The organism is Rhizobium sp. BK275 (assembly GCF_014193555.1).
Taxonomy (GTDB): Bacteria; Pseudomonadota; Alphaproteobacteria; order Rhizobiales; family Rhizobiaceae; genus Rhizobium.
In genome coordinates, this window is record NZ_JACHZL010000001.1 from 1,124,461 (window position 1) to 1,141,768 (window position 17,308).

Genomic DNA, 17,308 nt, shown 5'->3' on the forward strand with positions numbered 1-17,308 from the left:
GAGGTGCAGGCATGCTTGTCGAAGGCATCAAGAGCCGGCCGGTCTACAAGGGTCTGACGATCCAGCCGCAGGCCCGGCATCATATCTTCGCGCTGGAGGGAGAGGGTGCGAATGCCCTTCTCGACCAGGCGGCGGGGCTCGATACAGGCATCCTTTCCCGCAGCGAGATCCTCTATGTCGCCCGCGGTTCACAGGGAAAGGGCCATGACGAGGCACTTCGCCGCCTCGACGCCGACATGTTCTTTGTCGCCCCGACGATCCCCACGCTGCTCTTCCGGCTGAAGGGATCGCTGACGACTGCCCGCATGGGTACGCGGCTCTATCTTGCAGGCACCGAAGGCTTCATCGGCCAGGCGATGATGGTCGCTTTAGACTATGGCATGGATTACGCATCGATCATCACGGAACATCGCGGCTCGTTGGCGCGGCGGGTGCAATGCGTCCACTGCAAGGGCATCACCGAGAACGTTACGCATAGCCCGTTCACCTGCAGCCATTGTGGCCTGCCGCTCCTCGTGCGCGACCATTATTCCCGCCGGCTCGGCGCCTTCCAGGGCGTCAATATCGATGCTGAAGAGCCGGGCAGCGCCCCTGATCCGGAGGAATTGTTCCTGTGAGCGGTGGTACAGAAATTCCCGTCTGCGTGACGAAGGTGACGCCTGTCGCCGACCGCATCAAGCGCTTCCGTTTCGAACGCCTCGATGGTCGGCCGATGCCCTATTTTTCCGGGGGCGCGCATGTCATCGTCTCGATGAATGACGAAGGCCATATGCGGCGCAACGCCTATTCGCTCATGTCGCCGCCGCAGGATTGCTCGGCCTATGAGATCAGCGTGCTACATGTCGAGAATTCGCGCGGCGGCTCGACCTTCATGCACGAGAAGGTGCGCGAAGGAGACGAGATGAAAGTCTCCTATCCGGTCAACCTCTTTCAGCCGGACTGGCGTGCCCGCAAGCATCTTCTGATCGCCGGCGGGATCGGTATCACACCCTTCATCGCCATGATGGAGCAGTTTTCCCGCGAGGGTGCCAATTTCGAGCTGCATTATGCGGTGCGCTCCCACGATCGCGGCGCTTATTGCCGGGAACTGATCGACCGCTACGGTCCGCATCGGGTGAAGATCTATTGCGATGCCGAGCGCAATTTCATTCCGATCGCCCGCCTGCTCGACAGCCAGCCGCTCGGCACGCACCTTTATGTCTGCGGCCCCTCCGGCATGATCGACGGCGTGCTGAAGGCAGGGCTTGAGGCCGGCTGGCCGGAGCAGAACCTGCATTCGGAACGGTTTCTGTCCTCCCAGCCCGGCAAGCCTTTCGACATCGAGCTGCTTCGCTCCGCCAAGACGGTCCATGTGGGGCATCACGAGAGCATGCTGGAGGCGATCGAGGCGGCGGGGGTCGACGCGCCCTTCCTTTGTCGGGGCGGCGCCTGCGGACAATGCGAGACCGCGGTTGCGGCCTGCGAGGGCAGGCTCCTGCATCACGACGTCTATCTGAGCGATGAAGAAAAGGCCTCCGGCCGCAAGGTGATGATCTGTGTCTCCCGCTTCGAGGGGAACAGGCTCAGCCTCGACCTCTAGAGCTGAAAGCGGAACAAGGAGAACGGACATGGCCATCGTCTTCAAACAAGAAACCTTCCGCGACGATTTCACCTATCGCAACAGCCCGGAAAACATCCGGCGCTTTCCGTTTCCCTTCGATCGCGACGAATACATGTATTCGGTCAACATGGAGCCGCATGTGAAGGGCCGCGAGGGCACCGTGTTCGAAAGCCTCATCGATGTCGACGAGCATTACGTCGCCGAGATGCAGGACAGGGCGCTGGTGCTGAAGGAGGATCCGCTGCGCTACCAGGCGCTGCCGCATATGATGACGGCGCAATGGGATACGCTGGAACTCCTGATGGAGGAGCAGGCTGCCGGCTATCCCGAGCATTTCACGCTGATCAGGAACGGCGACCAGTGGCGCTGGATCAACCGGCCGCTCGGCATTGACGACACATTCACCTTCGGCGACCGTTCGACACTGCCATATGAGCCGCTCGAATACATCACCCGCCAGGCTCAGGGAGATTTCTGCATCGTCGACCAGCGTGACGGCAATCTCTGGATGGATGCCGGCATGGTGACGACCCAGGCCGACTGGTCGCTCGATTTCGATATCGGCATGAATTTCATGGAATGGCACGGTCCGGTGCCGCTCGCCCACCAGATCGGCGTCTTCGACCGGGCTTTGAAGTTCCTCCTGAACCTGCAGCAGGGCAAGCCGACGCGCCGCTTCAACTGGACGATGACCATCAACCCCAGGCTCGATACCAGTCCGGAGAACTATCACAAATGGGGCCCGGACCGCACGACGGTGACATCGGAGAATGTCGGCGAGAAGGTGCATCTTCGCGTCGAGCTGCAAAGCCTCTGGCGCCTGCCGCGCTCGAACGCGATTCTCTTCGTCATCCGCTGCTACCTGATGAACATGGATGAACTCGTCACCGTGCCGAAATGGGCGCGCCGCTTTCCGCGCGTGCTGAAAACCCTGCCAGCAGAGCTCGTCGACTACAAGGGACTGACCCGCTACCGCCAAACGACCATCGACTGGCTTTCCGGATATGACGACGGCGCGCCGACGAGCCCCGGCATCTTTCCGGACTGATGCCTGATGAGTGGCGAACGACTGCATGAGATAAAACGTCGATACAATCGAAAGGGGAATGCTTCATGACAAGAGTTGCCGTCATCGGCGCCGGTCCTTCCGGGCTTGCCCAGTTGCGGGCCTTCCAGTCGGCCGCCCAGAAGGGTGCGGAGATCCCGGAGATCGTCTGCTTCGAAAAGCAGTCCGACTGGGGCGGGCTCTGGAACTATACCTGGCGCACCGGGCTCGACGAATATGGCGAGCCGGTTCACGGCAGCATGTATCGTTATCTCTGGTCGAACGGACCCAAGGAATGCCTGGAATTTGCCGATTATTCCTTCGAGGAACATTTCGGAAAGCCGATCGCCTCCTATCCGCCGCGCGCCGTGCTCTGGGATTATATCAAGGGCCGCGTCGAAAAGGCGAATGTCCGCCATTGGGTGCGCTTCAATACGCCGGTGCGCATGGTGCGTTTCGATGAGGACACGAAGAAATTCACGGTCACCGCACACAACCGCCTCGAAGACCATATGTACGACGAGGAATTCGACTATGTCGTGGTGGCGAGCGGCCACTTCTCGACACCGAACGTGCCTTATTTCGAGGGCGTGAAGACCTTCAACGGCCGCGTCCTGCACGCCCACGACTTCCGCGATGCGCTGGAATTCAAGGGCAAGGATATCCTCATCGTCGGCCGCAGCTACTCGGCCGAGGATATCGGCTCACAATGCTGGAAATACGGCGCCAAGTCGGTCACCACGAGCTATCGGTCAAAGCCGATGGGTTTCAACTGGCCGGATAATTTCGAAGAGCGTCCGCTGCTCACCAGGCTCGAAAACCGCACCGCCCATTTCCTCGACGGTTCGACGAAGGAAGTGGATGCGCTGATCCTGTGCACGGGATACCAGCATCACTTCCCCTTCCTGCCCGATGAGTTGAGGCTCAAGACTGCCAATCGTCTCTGGGCCGACCATCTCTACAAAGGCGTGGTCTTCGACAGGAACCCTCAGCTTTTCTATATCGGCATGCAGGATCAATTCTACACCTTCAACATGTTCGACGTGCAGGCCTGGTGGGCACGCGATGTCATGATGGGCCGCATCAAATTGCCGCCGGAAGAGGAACTGAAGGCGAATTTCGACATGTGGCGGACCCGCGAGGAGATGCTCGAGGATGCCGAGCAGATGATCTGGTATCAGGGTGACTATGTGAAGGAACTGCTCGCCGAAACCGACTATCCGAGCTTCGACATTGAAGGAACCAACAGGACCTTCATGGAATGGGAGCACCACAAGGCGGAAAACATCATGGGCTTCCGCGATCACGCCTATCGTTCGCTGATGACCGGCAACATGTCGCCGACGCACCACACGCCTTGGGTCAAGGCGCTCGACGATTCCATGGAGGAATATCTGCGCAACTGATCTTTCCCAAGCTCCCGTGTAACCGAGAAGGGTCGTCCGTCGCGGCCCTTTCCGGCGTGTTTGAAATGAGACGAAGCAACCCCGATCTGCAACTCATTTTCTCAAGGCGTGGTCCTCATGGATTTTCAGAGCAGTGTTCTCGGCCGTATGAGCGGTTTCCTCTATCGCTGCCGTGCGGACGAAAACTACACGATGCTGGAGATGACCGATGGCATCGAACGCATTTTCGGCTATCCGGCCGAAGAGATCATCGGCAACAGCACGCGCACCTTCACCTCGATCATGTGCGAGGAGGACGTGCCGCTGATGGACAAGGTCGTCGGCATCGCGCTGGAAAGCCGCACCGACTGGACGATGGAATATCGTATCCGCCACCGTGACGGGCATTATGTCTGGGTGACGGAGACGGGCGGCGGCGTCTGGAACGAAAATGGCGAGCTGCTCTATCTCGAGGGCAGCATCATCAACATCGAGTCGCTCTACCAGCGCATCGACGAGCAGACTGCCGGTATGCGCATCACTGCCTCGAAGACCAACGAGATCCTGCACTCGCTGCGCTACCTGAAGCTGCTCGCCGTCAATGCCGGCATCGAGGCGGCAAGGGCAGGGACAGCGGGATCCGGCTTCGCCGTGCTCGCCGCCGAGATGCGTCAGCTCGCCAATTCCTCCGAAGAGGCCGCAAGGGCGATCACCAGCGCCCAGCGCAGGGCGGAATAAGGTTTCTACGAACGCGGCCGGGTCTTCTGCGGGTCATAGTGTGACAGAGGCACCACCACCGCCGGCAGGCGCTTCTGCTGGCCATCGAGCTTGCCGATCTCGACCTCGGTGCCAACGGTGGCATGGGTGACATCGATGCGGGCGAGTGCGATCGTCTTGCCGAGGATCGGAGAGCGCGTCGCGCTGGTGACGACGCCGATCTGGGCGCGGCCGAGATGGATGCAGTCGCCGTGGCCGACAGCTTCGTTTGCCTGCACGTCCAGGCCGACCATCAGGTGGCGCGGATGTTCCTTGCGCCGCTGAAGCGCCTCGCGGCCGATGAAATCGTCCTGCTTGGATTTCAGCGGCACGGTAAAGCCGATGCCGGCCTCGAACGGATCGGTCTGATCGTCGAATTCGTGATGGGCGAAGACGAGGCCCGCCTCGATGCGGACCATGTCGAGCGCTTCAAGCCCCATCGGCTTCAGCCCGTAGGGCTCACCGGCCTTCCAGACAGCATCGAAGACGGTCAACGCATCCTTCGGATGACAAAAGATCTCGTAGCCGAGTTCGCCGGTATAGCCGGTACGCGAGACGACGACGGGAGCTCCTTCGAAGCCACCGACGCGCCCGACAGTGAAGCGGAACCATTCGAGCTCGCCGATATCGGGCTGGCGCGGGGCCGTCCAGATGATCTCCTTGAGGATGTCGCGGCTCTTTGGTCCCTGCAGGGCGATATTGTGCATCTGGTCTGTCGAAGAGCGAACCCAGGCCTTGAAGCCCTTCTTCTCGGCCTGTTCGCGCAGCCATATGCCGCTGTAGTCGTCGCCACCGATCCAGCGGAAATTCTTGTCGCCGAGGCGAAAGAGCGTGCCGTCGTCGATCATGCCGCCGTGCTCGTAGCACATGGCGGAATAGACGACCTGTCCGGTCGACAGCTTGCGCACGTCGCGCGTCAGGCAATATTGCAGCAATTCCTCCGCATCCGGACCCGTGACCTCGAATTTGCGCAACGGCGACAGGTCGATGACAGCAGCTCTTTCACGGCAGGCCCAATATTCTTCGACCGGACCTTCGGAGGAAAACCGGTTCGGCAGCCAGTAGCCGCGATATTCGGTGTAATCCCGCGTCAGTGCCGCAAGGCGAGGGTGAAAGGCGGTTTCCCGCGTCAGTTCTGCATCGGCGTCAGGGGTCATGCGATAGGCTACCGCTCTTGAGAAATTTTCTTTTCCGGAGAAGGTGCGGACATGGATGTCGGTCGGGTCCCAGCCATTGGCCGCATCGATATCGTCGGGGCAGGAGGAGGAGACGCAGACGAGATCGGTCAGTGCCCGCATCAGCACATAATCGCCCGGCCGAGACCATGGCTCGTCGAGGTAGAGCTGGTTGTTGTGGTCGATATTCGTATTGTAGAAATAATTGAGCGCCTCCCAGCCCTTGCGGCCGGGTATGCCGTAGGGCGCGAGCGCCGCATTGAAATTGTCGGTGCAATTGACATGGCCGGGATAACCCATGTCGTCATAGTAGCGCGAATTGCAGGCGGTCGCGAATGCGTCATGGCGGCCGACCGTGTCCTGGACGATCTCCACCAGCGGCTCGAAGTCGCGGTCGAAAGCCTTGGACGGCAGACCGGGGGCAGGATAGCTGCGGCCAAGCAGGGTGCGAGTGACGGTGGAATCCAGCGCAAGATCGAGGCCCTTGTCGACCTTGCGGGCGGCAAAGGCCTGGAAATCAGTGCATTGCCTCCCGTAGACGTCGATGATCTGGATGAACTCTCCGGCACGGACGAAATAGGCCGAGGCGGTCGCCGCCCTGATGCGGATGTCTTCGATGGGATCGGCCATCGGCTCGGGGAGGGCCGCGGCATAGTCGCGGATCAGCCTGCTGCGCCGGATACGGATCTCGATCGGTGTTGCCGTATCCTGGGCGTCAGGCGACATCGCTGCTGCAGGGGCGGCGGCAATCAGCAGACCCTTCATCGTGATCGCAAACTCCGCCCTGCTGCCCGCAATGGAAGCTTCGCTGAAAATGCGGATCGCTCCTGCCGTGCCGAGGTCGGCACCGCGTCGCTCAATCGCCGTGCGGGTGCGGGCGGCGCCCTCATCGCCCGAAGAGAGAATGGCCTTCAGTCCTTCGGCCGAGCCGGTGAAGGCTGCGCCGAGGCCGGCCGATTGAAACCGGCCGTTTTCGTCGAGGAAGGAAAGCTCGCAGGCTTGTCCACCTTCGCTGTCGATCAGGGTGACGTGGTCGCCTGCCTCGACGCGAACAACAAGGGATCCGCCGCCCTTGCAGCGGTAACGCTCGACACCCTCGGGCAGCGTGGGGATACCGGGATAGCGGATGATGCTTGCCGACACCGGTCGCACCCCTGATATCCCGGGATGGAGATCTCGCATGTGGTCCTCATGGGATTGATGTGCCCTCCGGCACGCAAATCATGCTGACAAAATGCCACCCGAAAGTAAAGGGATATTGACTAAAAAGAAAATATCTTCACTATGCATAAAGGGTCGAGACTCGGAAATCCGCTCGGGAACGCGGATCGAGAAAATGCCGGGCAGCCCATGCATGCCACGGGAGGCGCGTTCAGGGAGACGTACGCAAAGCTACGTCCCGAACAAATAGAATGGGGAATTTCATCGATGACGGATATCGTGGACGCCGGCGTTGCCGCCGGCACCGAAGGTAAGCTTATACGCGCGCTTGACTGGAAGGGCGCGTTCTGGGTGGCAGCCGGCGTGCCGCCGCTTGTTCTCTTCTCCATCGGCGGTATTGCAGGCACGACCGGCAAGCTCGCCTTTGTGGTCTGGATCATCTCGATGATCATGGGCTTCCTGCAATCCTTCACCTATGCCGAAATCGCCGGCATGTTCGGTAACAAGTCGGGCGGCGCATCGGTCTATGGTGCCACGGCCTGGCTGCGTTACTCGAAATTCATCGCGCCGCTGTCCGTCTGGTGCAACTGGTTTGCCTGGTCACCGGTGCTTTCGCTCGGTTGCGCCATTGCGGCCGGCTATATCCTCAATGCCTTCTTCCCGATCCCGGCAGCGGATTCGCAGGCGGTCCTCGCCTGGATCAGCACGCATGCCGCTTCGATTACGGCCGATAGCCCCCGCGTCGCCGAATATATTGCCGCCCACGCCGGCACTTCGCCTGAGGATGCAGTCAAGGCGCTGCTGAGCGCGGACGGTGTCGCCGCGCTGACGCCGGCAATCCGCAGCTGGTCACTCCTCAGCTTCAGCATTCCTTTCCTCGCCACCGCCAATATCAACGCCACCTTTTTTATCGGCGGCATCCTGATGCTGATCATTTTTGCGATCCAGCATCGCGGCATCTCCGAAACGGCGAGCGTCCAGAAATGGCTGGCAATCATCGTGCTGGTGCCGCTGCTCGTCATCGGTCTCTATCCGATCATCAGCGGCCAGATCGTCAGCGCCAACGTCACCGGGCTGGTTCCGCCAACGGCGGCCTATGCTGGCACTGACGGTACCTGGAGCAATGGCGGCTGGACGCTCTTCCTCGGCGGTCTCTATATCGCCGCCTGGTCGACCTACGGTTTCGAGACTGCGGTCTGCTATACGCGCGAACTGAAGAACCCCAAGACGGATACCTTCAAGGCGATCTTCTATTCCGGCCTTGCCTGCTGCCTGTTCTTCTTCCTCGTGCCTTTCGCCTTCCAGGGCGTGCTCGGTCATGCGGGCATGCTGGCGCCCGGTATCGTCGACGGGACGGGTGTCGCCGAAGCACTCGGCGGACTGATCGGCGCCGGCCGTGTCGTCACCCAGCTTCTCGTCGTGCTGATGATCATGGCGCTTTTCCTCGCCATCATGACGGCGATGGCAGGCTCCTCGCGCACGCTCTACCAGGGCTCGAAGGATGGCTGGCTGCCGAAATATCTCGACCATGTCAATGAAAACGGCGCCCCGACCCGGGCGATGTGGACAGACTTTGCCTTCAATCTTTTCTTGTTGGCGATCGCGTCCGATGCCGGCGGCTATTTCTTCGTGCTCGCCGTCTCCAATGTCGGCTACATCATCTTCAACTTCTTGAACCTGAATTCCGGCTGGATCCATCGCATGGATTCCGGTCATGTCGAGCGCCCCTGGAAGGCGCCCACCTGGCTGATCGGCGTCAATACCGTGCTTGCCTTCGTCAACGCTCTCTTCCTCGGCGCCGGCGCCAAGGTCTGGGGCTATGCCAATGCGCTCTGGGTCGGCTTCATCTTCGCCGCGCTCATCCTGCCGGTCTTCGCCTATCGCCACTATGTGCGCGACGGCGGCAGGTTCCCGCCCGGCGCCATGGAAGACCTCGGCCTCGTCGGCCAGGACCTCGGCGTCAAGAAGGCTGGCATGCTGCCGTACCTCGCACTGGCCGCGGGCCTCGCCATCGTACTGATCGCCAACTGGATCTTCCAATTGCCGGCTTAAAGACCGCCAGCCCGGGCATTCCGACGGATGTGTTGGGTACTCGGGCAAACCATATGCGCGCAGATCGGCGTCAGTTTGAAAGGACTGACGCCTTGCGCTTGCGCCGCCGCCATGACTTTGCTGCCGGCAGATGATGCAGAGCATCTATCTGCTATCTGCCTCCGCGGGCAGGAAAGTCGTTCCTGGAAAGGCAACCCCCGCGTTTGGCGAGCGTTGCCTGATCATAAGCCGTCGCAGGAGTGAGAGCTCAGGCAGCCTTGGCGATATCATCGCTGTGGCGGATTTCCGTGCCCAGCACCTTCAGGCATTCGCGGATGAATGCTGCAAGTGCGGTCCATCCCTTCGCAGAGACCATGGTGCCGTCGACATAGGCTTCCGTCGGCGACAGATCGATATAGGTGCCACCTGCAAGCGTGACTTCCGGCTCGCAAGCCCCCAGGGCACCGACCTTCTTGCCGCGAACCACACCGTCAACGGCAATCAGAATCTGGACGCCGTGGCAAATCGTAAAGATCGGCTTTTGCTTCTCGTGAAAATGCCGCACGATTGCCTGGACGCGTTTATCGGTGCGGATATATTCGGGGCCGCGACCGCCTGCGCAATAGACTGCGTGATATTGATCGAGCTGCGCCTCGGCCTCCGAGAAGGTCTTGTTGATCGTGAAGAAGTGCCCGAGCTTCTCCGTATAGGTCTGATCGCCTTCGAAATCGTGGAGCGAGGTCTTGATCAGATCGCCAGCCTTCTTGTCGGGGCAGATCACGTGGACCGTATGGCCGACTGCCTCCATCGCCTGCTGATAGACATAGATTTCGTATTCCTCGGTAAACTCACCGGTCAGCATCAGTATCTTCTTACCAGGCATGATTTACTCCTCTTCTTCATGCAATGGGGCGGCGGCTGTGGCCGCCCCCGGTTTCAGGTTTTGTCAGAACGGAGAGTCGGGGAAATAGTATTCCTTGGCATTCTCCTGCGTGATCAACGGCGCATCCAGCTTGACAGTGCCTCGCACCGGCGCCTGGCCGACAATATTGGCAACGGTCATGTAGATGGCGGTCTTGATCATGGCGGGCGGATAAGGTGTCTCGACCGGCGTCATCTGATCGCCGTCGATGACCTTCTTGACGATATCCTTCATGCCATTGCCGCCGAGGGCGAGCTTGATGTCCTTGCGACCCGATTCCTTGACGGCCTCGAGCACGCCAAGAAGCATGTCATCGTCATTTGCCCAGACAGCGTCGATCTGCGGGTATTTGGCAAGATAGTCCTGCATCAGCTTGAAGGCGTCATCACTGTTCCAGTTCGCATACTGGATGTCCAGAACCTTGAGATCGGTTCCCTTGATGGCATCCTGAAAGCCCTGGATGCGCTCATCGTCGATGACGGTCGGAATGCCGCGCAAGATGACAAGGTTGCCTTTGCCGCCCAGCTTGTCGATCATGAATTTCGCCGTATTGCGGCCAACCGCGATGTTGTCGCCGGCAAGGTAGAGGTCCTGGATGGACTGGTCGTTCAGGCCACGATCCACGACGGTGATGAAGGTGCCGGCATCCTTGACCGCCTTGACCGGCGTCGTCAGTTCCTCCGACGTATAGGGCAGGATGACCAGCGCATCGAGCTTGCGTCCTGCGGAAAGATCTTCAAGCGCGCTCACCTGCGCCGTTGCCGAGGGCGAAGTCTTGACGACGACCTCGACATTCGGAAAGGCGGCATTGACTTCCTTGGCGGCAGCCTGTGCGTGATAGACGATGCCCGCCGTCCAGCCATGATCGGCTGCCGGGATCGACACTGCGACAACCTTTTTGTCTGCCGAAAGGGCTTGGCCGGCGAGCAGCACCGTACTGACGGCCAGGGCCGCAATCCATTTTCTAGACATTCATTCCTCCCAGAATCGGACCACAAACATCAATCCGCGCGGTCCGGACGCGGTTACTTCGAGAACCTCTGAATGAGCATGGCGATGATGATGATGACGCCCTGGACACCGGCGACGAGATATTCGGATACGAAATCCGAGAGCACCATCAGGTTGGCGATGAGTTCGAGGATGACCGCTCCGGCGACCGTGCCCCAGACATGGCCCTTCCCACCCCGCAGGGCAGTTCCGCCGATGACGACCGCAGTGATGACCTGCAATTCCCACAGCACGCCGGTGGTCGGAGTCGCCGCTCCGAGGCGCGGCACATAGCAGATCGCAGCGATCGCAACGCATACGCCCTGGATCGCGTAGGCAATCGTGCGCGTCTTGATGATGGAAATGCCTGAGTAGCGGGCCACGTCCTCATTCGCCCCAACGGCAGCGCATTTGCGGCCATATTTCATCTTGTAGAGGATGAAGGATGCGATGGCGGCAACGGCAATCGAAATGAGGATCGGAAAGGGAATACCGCCAAGGGTCCCGAAATAAACAGGCCGATAGGCGTCGCGGAGGCTGCGATCGATCGGGATCGTTCCACCATCCGACATATAGGTGATGAGGGCACGGAAGATCCCCATGGTACCGAGTGTCGCGATGAAGGGCTCGATCTTTCCGACGGTAACGATGAGCCCGTTCATCAGCCCGCAGAGGAGCCCGACGACGAGCGCGATGGCCATGCCGGCGGGAATTGCCAGGACACCCCAGTCGGGAGCCATCCTGTTCATGAACATGATGGTTATGCCGGTGATGAAGGCGGCCATCGAACCGACTGAAAGATCCAGTCCGCCGGACGAGATGACGAAGGTCGCACCCACAGCGATGATTGCGATGAAGGCGCTTCGTGTGATCACATTGCCGAGATTGGTTGCCGAGAGAAAATCCGGGTTGATCGAAAAACCGATCAGCAGCAGCGCCAGAAGCGCAAGGAACGGACCGACATCCGACCAGCCGATGTTCCATTCCCGCTCCGGCCGAACCGGCGTCGAACCCGTAATCACAGTCATTGTCTTCCTCCCTGCTTCGCCGCAACCTTCGTTTCGCTGGTGGCAAGAAGCGCAATCTCATGTTCCGTCATTTTCTCGCCCGTCACCTCTCCCGTGATGCGCCCCTCCCGCATCACAAGAATCCGGTCGCAGATCCCGATCAGTTCCTGCATTTCGGACGAGATGACGATGCAGGTCCTGCCCTCTGCGACGAGGCGCTCGATGAAGGCATAGATCTGGGCCTTGTTGGCGATGTCGATCCCGCGCGTCGGCTCGTCGATGACCACGACCGAAGGGTCGGTGAGAAGCACCTTGGCGAGCAGAAGCTTCTGCTGGTTACCGCCGGAAAGCTGGCCCGCCTTGACTGCGTAACTTTTCAGGCGGATGTCGTAGGTGTTGACCGCTTCGACGAGCGCGCTCTGCTCACGACGGCGGCGCATCATAAGGCCGGGGTGAAATCTGCCGAGGGCGGACAGCGTGAGGTTCGGGGCAAGTCGCTCCTGCAGCAGCAGCCCCTTGCCCTTGCGATCTTCGGTCAGGTAACCAATGCCGGCATCCATCGCCGCCCGAGGGCGCCTGATGTCAATCGCTCTGCCCTGCAATTTTACGGTTCCGGCAGCAGGGCGCAGACCCATGATGCCCTCGAACACTTCGGTGCGTCCGGCACCGATCATGCCGGCGAATCCGAGGACCTCGCCTTTGTGGGCGTTAAACGAGATATCGCTTGCGAAGCCGGGAACGCTGAGATCCTGGACTTCAAGCATCGCCTGCAGGGCTGGCTTTACGGTCTTCTCGGGATAAAGTGCGGCGAGATCGCGCCCGACCATCAGCCGCGCCATGTCCATCTGCGTGAGGCTGTGACCGGGATATGTGCCGACCATCTTGCCGTCTCTGAGCACCGTCACCTTGTCGGCAAGCCGTTGGACTTCATCGAGGCGATGGCTGATGTAGAGCACGGCAGCACCCTGCTCCCTCAGCTGCAGGATGATGGCAAGCAGTCGCTCGACCTCCTCACCCGTCAGCACTGCCGTCGGCTCATCGAAAATGACAAGCTTGTAATCGTCGAGGAGTGCACGCGCGATCTGTACGAGCTGGCGATCGGCAAGCGAGATGTCACGTACCAGGGCGTTTGGCGATGCGTGGCATCCAAGGTCGTGAAGTTTTTCGACGGCCAGACGCCGCATCGTCCGATCATCGACCAAGCCATGACGCATCAGTTCGCGGCCGAGGAAAAGATTTTCGGCGACGGTCAGGGCGTCCGCAAGCAGGATCTCTTGGTGCACCAGGACAATACCCGCCTCCTGCGCCTGCTCGGGCGTTGAGAAGCCGACCTTGCGGCCGCCCATCGACAGCGTTCCTGCAGTGGGTTCGGCATAACCGGAAAGGAGCCGCATGAATGTCGACTTGCCGGCGCCGTTCTCGCCGATGATGGCATGGATCTCGCCGGCCAAGATATCGAGCGTGACTTCCGAGAGTACGGTGACCGGTCCGTACTGCTTCGACATGCCCTCTGCACGAAGGACCGGATGAGAGACAAGGCCGTCGGTCTCGGACACCACGCTCCTCCCCTTCCTCTCGATGGTCATGACGCTCGACATTGCCCGCCTCTCAATCGAAAGCCGGCACGAGCCGGTCCCGTGAATGTTCGAGATGGGTTCTCATTGCCTTCTCGGCAGCCGATGGGTCACCTGCGGCAAAGGCGGAGAGAAGCGCCTCGTGCTCATCCAGCGCTTCTTCGGTGACGCGGGAATGGAACATCAGTCGAAAGATGTGAAAATGCGTGTGCTGGTGGCTGAGGGTTTGGCGAATGAGCTCGTTGCCGGCAAATTCCATGATCCTGTCATGGAAAACGGCGTCCTGCCGCGCGAAGGTAGAATAGCGTAGCCGTTCATCGGCTCCTTCCCGGCGCCCCATGACACCGGCCGCCTCCCTGAGGATGGCGAGCTTTTCATCGTCCATGGCCTTTGCCGCCCTCGCAGCACCGTCGGGCTCGAGCAGCAACCGCAAGTGATAAAGCTCATCGAAGCGCCGGTGGGTGATCTGCGGGGCGGCGCTGTAACCGATGAGGTGCGTCTTGACGACAAGCCCTTCTCCTTCGAGGCGGCCGAGCGCTTCGCGGATAGGGGTCTGGGAAACATTGAATTCCTTGACCAGATTATCGACGGTGATGCGCGCACCTGGAGCGATCTTCAGGGACATCAGCTGCGCAAAGATCACCTCGTAGACGCTGTCCGCGAGACTGTTGCTGCGCTGTATGAAACCACTCGGATCAGGCGTGGCATTGAGCATCATCGTATTCCGGCCCTGTATTTCTTTTGCCTCTTGACAGGAACAATCGCTAACACGATGCTCGGCGATATGCAATCCCATATCCTATAGGATTTTATATCGGAGGTTTCATGAGAGTCATTTGGATGAGCGCAAAAGAAATCGCGCGCCAATTTTGCGACGCTTCCTCAAGGTCTTTCTTCATCCCACAACTGGTGAGAAGGTCAGCACAATGACCCTCTTTGCAGCTATCCGGCTCCCGAAAGAAATCCTGTTCGGCAAGGGCCAACGTTTTGCGCTGCCGTCGGTCGCCAAACGGCTTGGCCAAAAAGCGCTGATCTGCACGGATGAACGCTTCGCAGGAACTTCCATTTTCGCTGAGCTCGTCACCGCGTTGAATGCGGCATCGATCGAAACACTGGTCCATGACCGGGTCCTGCCGGATGTCCCGCGCGACACCGTTGCGCTATGCGTTGAGGAGGCGCGGAGCTTCGCGCCCGACATGGTGATAGGGATAGGCGGGGGGAGTTGCCTCGACATGGCAAAATGCGCCGCCCTGCTTTTGAGCCATGGCGGAAGCCTTGCGGACTACTATGGCGAGTTCAAGGTTCCCGGTCCGACAATCCCGATCATCGCTGTCCCGACCACGGCGGGAACCGGGTCGGAGGTGACGCCGGTTGCCGTTATCTCCGATCCGGACCGAACGCTGAAGGTCGGCATATCGAGCCCTCATCTCATCGCCGCAGCGGCTATCTGCGATCCGGAGCTGACGATGTCCTGCCCGCCGGGTCTGACCGCTGTCGCTGGCGCGGACGCATTGACCCATGCAATCGAGGCATTCACGGCCGCCCGGCGCGGCACCGACCCGTTGCTGCCTCAAAACCATGTCTTCATAGGTAAGAGTGCGCTTACCGACCATTTCGCGCTTCTCGCCGTCAAGCTCCTGGGACGCAGCCTGGAGACGGCGTGCAAGGAGGGAGCGAACGAGGATGCGCGCGCCGACGTCATGATGGGGGCGCTGGCTGCCGGCTGCGCATTCGGCACGGCCGGCACGGCAGCAGCGCATGCCATCCAGTATCCGGCAGGCGCATTGACCCATACGGCCCACGGGCTCGGCGTTGCGACGATGATGCCCTACGTCATGAACTATAACCGCGCCGCCTCGACGGCCGAGCTGGCCGAGATCGGCCAGGCGCTGGGCCTCGATTCAATGGGCAGGACGAAGCAGGAGATGGCGGGGGCGGCGATTGAGGAGATCCGCAGGCTCTTTCAGGCCATCGGCATCACGCCGACACTCGCCGATCTCGGGCTTTCCGCCGACAAGCTCGACTGGACTGCCGAACAGGCGCTCAGCATCGACAGATTGATCAAGAACAACCCGAGACCCTTCGACATCGACGCCATGAAGCGTCTCGTTCGTGCAGCCTATGACGGCGATCTTGCCGCCTCCGCCCTTTAAACACTCGAGGAATAAAATGACCATTGCCCAGCAAATGCAGCAGATCGACCCCCACCTGCCAGACATTGAGGCCGCAGCCCGCGGCCTCTATATCGATGGGAGCTGGCGGCAATCGAAAAGCGGGCGCAAGATCGATGTGACCGACCCCTCGACCGGGATGCTTCTTGCTGTTGTAGCGGACGCCACCATCGAGGATGCGCAGGCGAGCGTCGAGGCCGCATCCCGGGCTGCGCCTGGCTGGCGGTCGACACCGCCGCGCAAGCGCTCGGAGATTTTGCGACGCTGTTTCGAACTGATGATCGAGCGTTCCGAAATGCTTGCCACCTTGATCTCCCTGGAGAACGGCAAGGCGCTGCGCGACGCCCGCAGCGAGGTCGCCTATGCCGCCGAGTTCTTCCGCTGGAATGCGGAAGAGGCCGTGCGTATAACGGGAGAATTCGGTATCGCTCCGTCAGGAGCCAACCGGATCATTGTCGATTACCAGCCGATCGGCATCTGCCTGCTGATCACGCCCTGGAATTTCCCGGCTGCAATGGCCACGCGAAAGATCGCCCCGGCGCTTGCTGCTGGCTGCACCGTCATCCTGAAGCCGGCAAGCGAGACGCCACTGACGGCCTACGCACTGGCCTCGATCTATGAGGAGGCCGGCGTGCCGTCAGGCGTCGTCAACGTCTTGACGACAAGCACTCCCGCCCCATTCAGCGCCGCCATTCTCGCGGATCCGCGCGTCAGAAAACTCTCGTTTACAGGCTCCACAGGCGTTGGCCGCCTGCTTCTCGCTGAAGCGGCCAAGCATGTCATCTCGTGTTCTATGGAACTCGGTGGCAACGCTCCGTTCATCGTGTTTGACGACGCCGATCTGGAGGCAGCACTCGACGGCGCAATGGTTGCGAAGATGCGCAATGCCGGCGAAGCCTGTACCGCCGCAAACCGTCTCTACGTCCAGTCGGGAATCTACGAGTCTTTCGCAGAGGGGCTGACCAAAAGAATGGCAGCTCTCAACGTCGGTCCCGGTGTCGATGCCCTCACCGAATGCGGGCCGATGATCACGCCAAAGGCGGTGGAGAAGATTGATCGCCTGGTGGATGATGCGAAAGCAAAGGGTGCGCGCGTCACCTGCGGCGGCGAGACCCCTGCCGGGCCGGGTTACTTCTACCCACCGACAGTGCTCGTCGACATGCCCGATGGTGTCGAGATGTCGCATGAGGAAATCTTCGGACCGGTTGCACCTCTTTACAGGTTCAAGACCGAAGACGAAGTGATAAGGCGTGCCAACGACACCGAATACGGTCTTGCCGCCTATGTCTTCACGCGCGACATAGCACGGGGATTGCGTGTTTCCTCCGCTTTGGAGGCAGGCATGATCGCGCTCAACCGGGGTCTGGTTTCCGATCCGGCAGCGCCCTTTGGCGGCGTCAAGCAGAGTGGTCTCGGCCGTGAGGGCGGGCAGCATCATGGCATCGCCGAATTCATGGAAGCCAAATATATCGCAACGAGCTTCTGACGCGG

At 60.4% G+C, this 17,308-nt stretch carries 14 protein-coding genes; 8 read left to right on the forward strand and 6 right to left on the reverse strand.

Annotation, left to right across the window (positions count from 1 at the left end; translation table 11 throughout):
* Window positions 1-11: 11 nt before the first annotated feature.
* The 5 genes from FHT82_RS05145 to FHT82_RS05165 all read left to right on the forward strand — a co-directional run bounded on the left by FHT82_RS05145 (window position 12) and on the right by FHT82_RS05165 (window position 4,768).
* Entirely contained in the window at window positions 12-617 is a 606-nt protein-coding gene (locus tag FHT82_RS05145) for a dimethylamine monooxygenase subunit DmmA family protein (protein WP_183726909.1), read from the forward strand.
* The gene (locus tag FHT82_RS05150; protein WP_183726911.1) at window positions 614-1,579 is read left to right on the forward strand and encodes a PDR/VanB family oxidoreductase; all 966 of its coding nucleotides are present in this window, start codon (window positions 614-616) and stop codon (window positions 1,577-1,579) included. Before FHT82_RS05145 ends, FHT82_RS05150 begins: the two co-directional genes overlap by 4 nt.
* A 28-nt stretch (window positions 1,580-1,607) precedes the next feature.
* A complete protein-coding gene (locus tag FHT82_RS05155) occupies window positions 1,608-2,648 on the forward strand; it encodes a DUF3445 domain-containing protein (protein ID WP_183726913.1) in 1,041 nt (346 codons plus the stop codon).
* A gap of 65 nt (window positions 2,649-2,713) precedes the next feature.
* On the forward strand, window positions 2,714-4,051 hold the full coding sequence (locus tag FHT82_RS05160) for an NAD(P)/FAD-dependent oxidoreductase (RefSeq protein WP_183726915.1): 1,338 nt from the start codon (window positions 2,714-2,716) through the stop codon (window positions 4,049-4,051).
* Between the two features lie 117 nt (window positions 4,052-4,168).
* Entirely contained in the window at window positions 4,169-4,768 is a 600-nt protein-coding gene (locus FHT82_RS05165) for a PAS domain-containing protein (protein WP_183726917.1), read from the forward strand.
* A gap of 5 nt (window positions 4,769-4,773) precedes the next feature.
* On the opposite strand, the gene FHT82_RS05170 is transcribed toward FHT82_RS05165, so the two are convergent.
* On the reverse strand, window positions 4,774-7,143 hold the full coding sequence (locus FHT82_RS05170) for a DUF1989 domain-containing protein (RefSeq protein ID WP_183726919.1): 2,370 nt from the start codon (window positions 7,141-7,143) through the stop codon (window positions 4,774-4,776).
* Between the two features lie 246 nt (window positions 7,144-7,389).
* Between FHT82_RS05170 and FHT82_RS05175 the strand changes: the two genes are divergently transcribed.
* Window positions 7,390-9,174 (forward strand): APC family permease, encoded by a 1,785-nt coding sequence (locus FHT82_RS05175; protein WP_183726921.1) that lies wholly within the window; start codon window positions 7,390-7,392, stop codon window positions 9,172-9,174.
* A gap of 247 nt (window positions 9,175-9,421) precedes the next feature.
* On the opposite strand, the gene FHT82_RS05180 is transcribed toward FHT82_RS05175, so the two are convergent.
* From FHT82_RS05180 to FHT82_RS05200, 5 genes are all read right to left on the reverse strand, one after another.
* A complete protein-coding gene (locus FHT82_RS05180; RefSeq protein WP_112972442.1) occupies window positions 9,422-10,036 on the reverse strand; it encodes a DJ-1/PfpI family protein in 615 nt (204 codons plus the stop codon).
* Between the two features lie 63 nt (window positions 10,037-10,099).
* Window positions 10,100-11,047 (reverse strand): substrate-binding domain-containing protein, encoded by a 948-nt coding sequence (locus tag FHT82_RS05185; RefSeq protein ID WP_183726923.1) that lies wholly within the window; start codon window positions 11,045-11,047, stop codon window positions 10,100-10,102.
* A 53-nt stretch (window positions 11,048-11,100) separates the two neighbouring features.
* Window positions 11,101-12,093 carry an ABC transporter permease gene (locus FHT82_RS05190; protein WP_183726925.1) on the reverse strand — a complete coding sequence of 331 codons (993 nt, stop codon included), beginning with the start codon at window positions 12,091-12,093 and terminating at the stop codon, window positions 11,101-11,103.
* Window positions 12,090-13,658, reverse strand: coding sequence for a sugar ABC transporter ATP-binding protein (locus FHT82_RS05195; RefSeq protein WP_183727320.1), 1,569 nt, complete (start codon window positions 13,656-13,658; stop codon window positions 12,090-12,092). Before FHT82_RS05195 ends, FHT82_RS05190 begins: the two co-directional genes overlap by 4 nt.
* Window positions 13,659-13,680: 22 nt before the next feature.
* Window positions 13,681-14,361: a GntR family transcriptional regulator gene (locus tag FHT82_RS05200; protein WP_112972443.1), complete on the reverse strand. Its 681-nt coding sequence runs from the start codon at window positions 14,359-14,361 to the stop codon at window positions 13,681-13,683.
* A 211-nt stretch (window positions 14,362-14,572) separates the two neighbouring features.
* On the opposite strand from FHT82_RS05200, the gene FHT82_RS05205 reads away from it, so the two are divergent.
* A complete protein-coding gene (locus FHT82_RS05205) occupies window positions 14,573-15,799 on the forward strand; it encodes an iron-containing alcohol dehydrogenase (RefSeq protein ID WP_183726927.1) in 1,227 nt (408 codons plus the stop codon).
* Between the two features lie 16 nt (window positions 15,800-15,815).
* On the forward strand, window positions 15,816-17,303 hold the full coding sequence (locus FHT82_RS05210) for an NAD-dependent succinate-semialdehyde dehydrogenase (RefSeq protein WP_183726929.1): 1,488 nt from the start codon (window positions 15,816-15,818) through the stop codon (window positions 17,301-17,303).
* The last annotated feature ends 5 nt before the right edge of the window (window positions 17,304-17,308 follow it).

Bases quoted from the DNA above. Each gene is read 5' to 3' on its own strand.
- FHT82_RS05145 (WP_183726909.1), top strand. From the start codon at position 12: ATGCTTGTCGAAGGCATCAAGAGCCGGCCGGTCTACAAGGGTCTGACG.
- FHT82_RS05155 (WP_183726913.1), top strand. From the start codon at position 1,608: ATGGCCATCGTCTTCAAACAAGAAACCTTCCGCGACGATTTCACCTAT.
- FHT82_RS05160 (WP_183726915.1), top strand. From the start codon at position 2,714: ATGACAAGAGTTGCCGTCATCGGCGCCGGTCCTTCCGGGCTTGCCCAG.
- FHT82_RS05165 (WP_183726917.1), top strand. From the start codon at position 4,169: ATGGATTTTCAGAGCAGTGTTCTCGGCCGTATGAGCGGTTTCCTCTAT.
- FHT82_RS05170 (WP_183726919.1), bottom strand. From the start codon at position 7,143: ATGCGAGATCTCCATCCCGGGATATCAGGGGTGCGACCGGTGTCGGCA.
- FHT82_RS05175 (WP_183726921.1), top strand. From the start codon at position 7,390: ATGACGGATATCGTGGACGCCGGCGTTGCCGCCGGCACCGAAGGTAAG.
- FHT82_RS05180 (WP_112972442.1), bottom strand. From the start codon at position 10,036: ATGCCTGGTAAGAAGATACTGATGCTGACCGGTGAGTTTACCGAGGAA.
- FHT82_RS05185 (WP_183726923.1), bottom strand. From the start codon at position 11,047: ATGTCTAGAAAATGGATTGCGGCCCTGGCCGTCAGTACGGTGCTGCTC.
- FHT82_RS05190 (WP_183726925.1), bottom strand. From the start codon at position 12,093: ATGACTGTGATTACGGGTTCGACGCCGGTTCGGCCGGAGCGGGAATGG.
- FHT82_RS05195 (WP_183727320.1), bottom strand. From the start codon at position 13,658: ATGACCATCGAGAGGAAGGGGAGGAGCGTGGTGTCCGAGACCGACGGC.
- FHT82_RS05200 (WP_112972443.1), bottom strand. From the start codon at position 14,361: ATGCTCAATGCCACGCCTGATCCGAGTGGTTTCATACAGCGCAGCAAC.
- FHT82_RS05205 (WP_183726927.1), top strand. From the start codon at position 14,573: ATGACCCTCTTTGCAGCTATCCGGCTCCCGAAAGAAATCCTGTTCGGC.
- FHT82_RS05210 (WP_183726929.1), top strand. From the start codon at position 15,816: ATGACCATTGCCCAGCAAATGCAGCAGATCGACCCCCACCTGCCAGAC.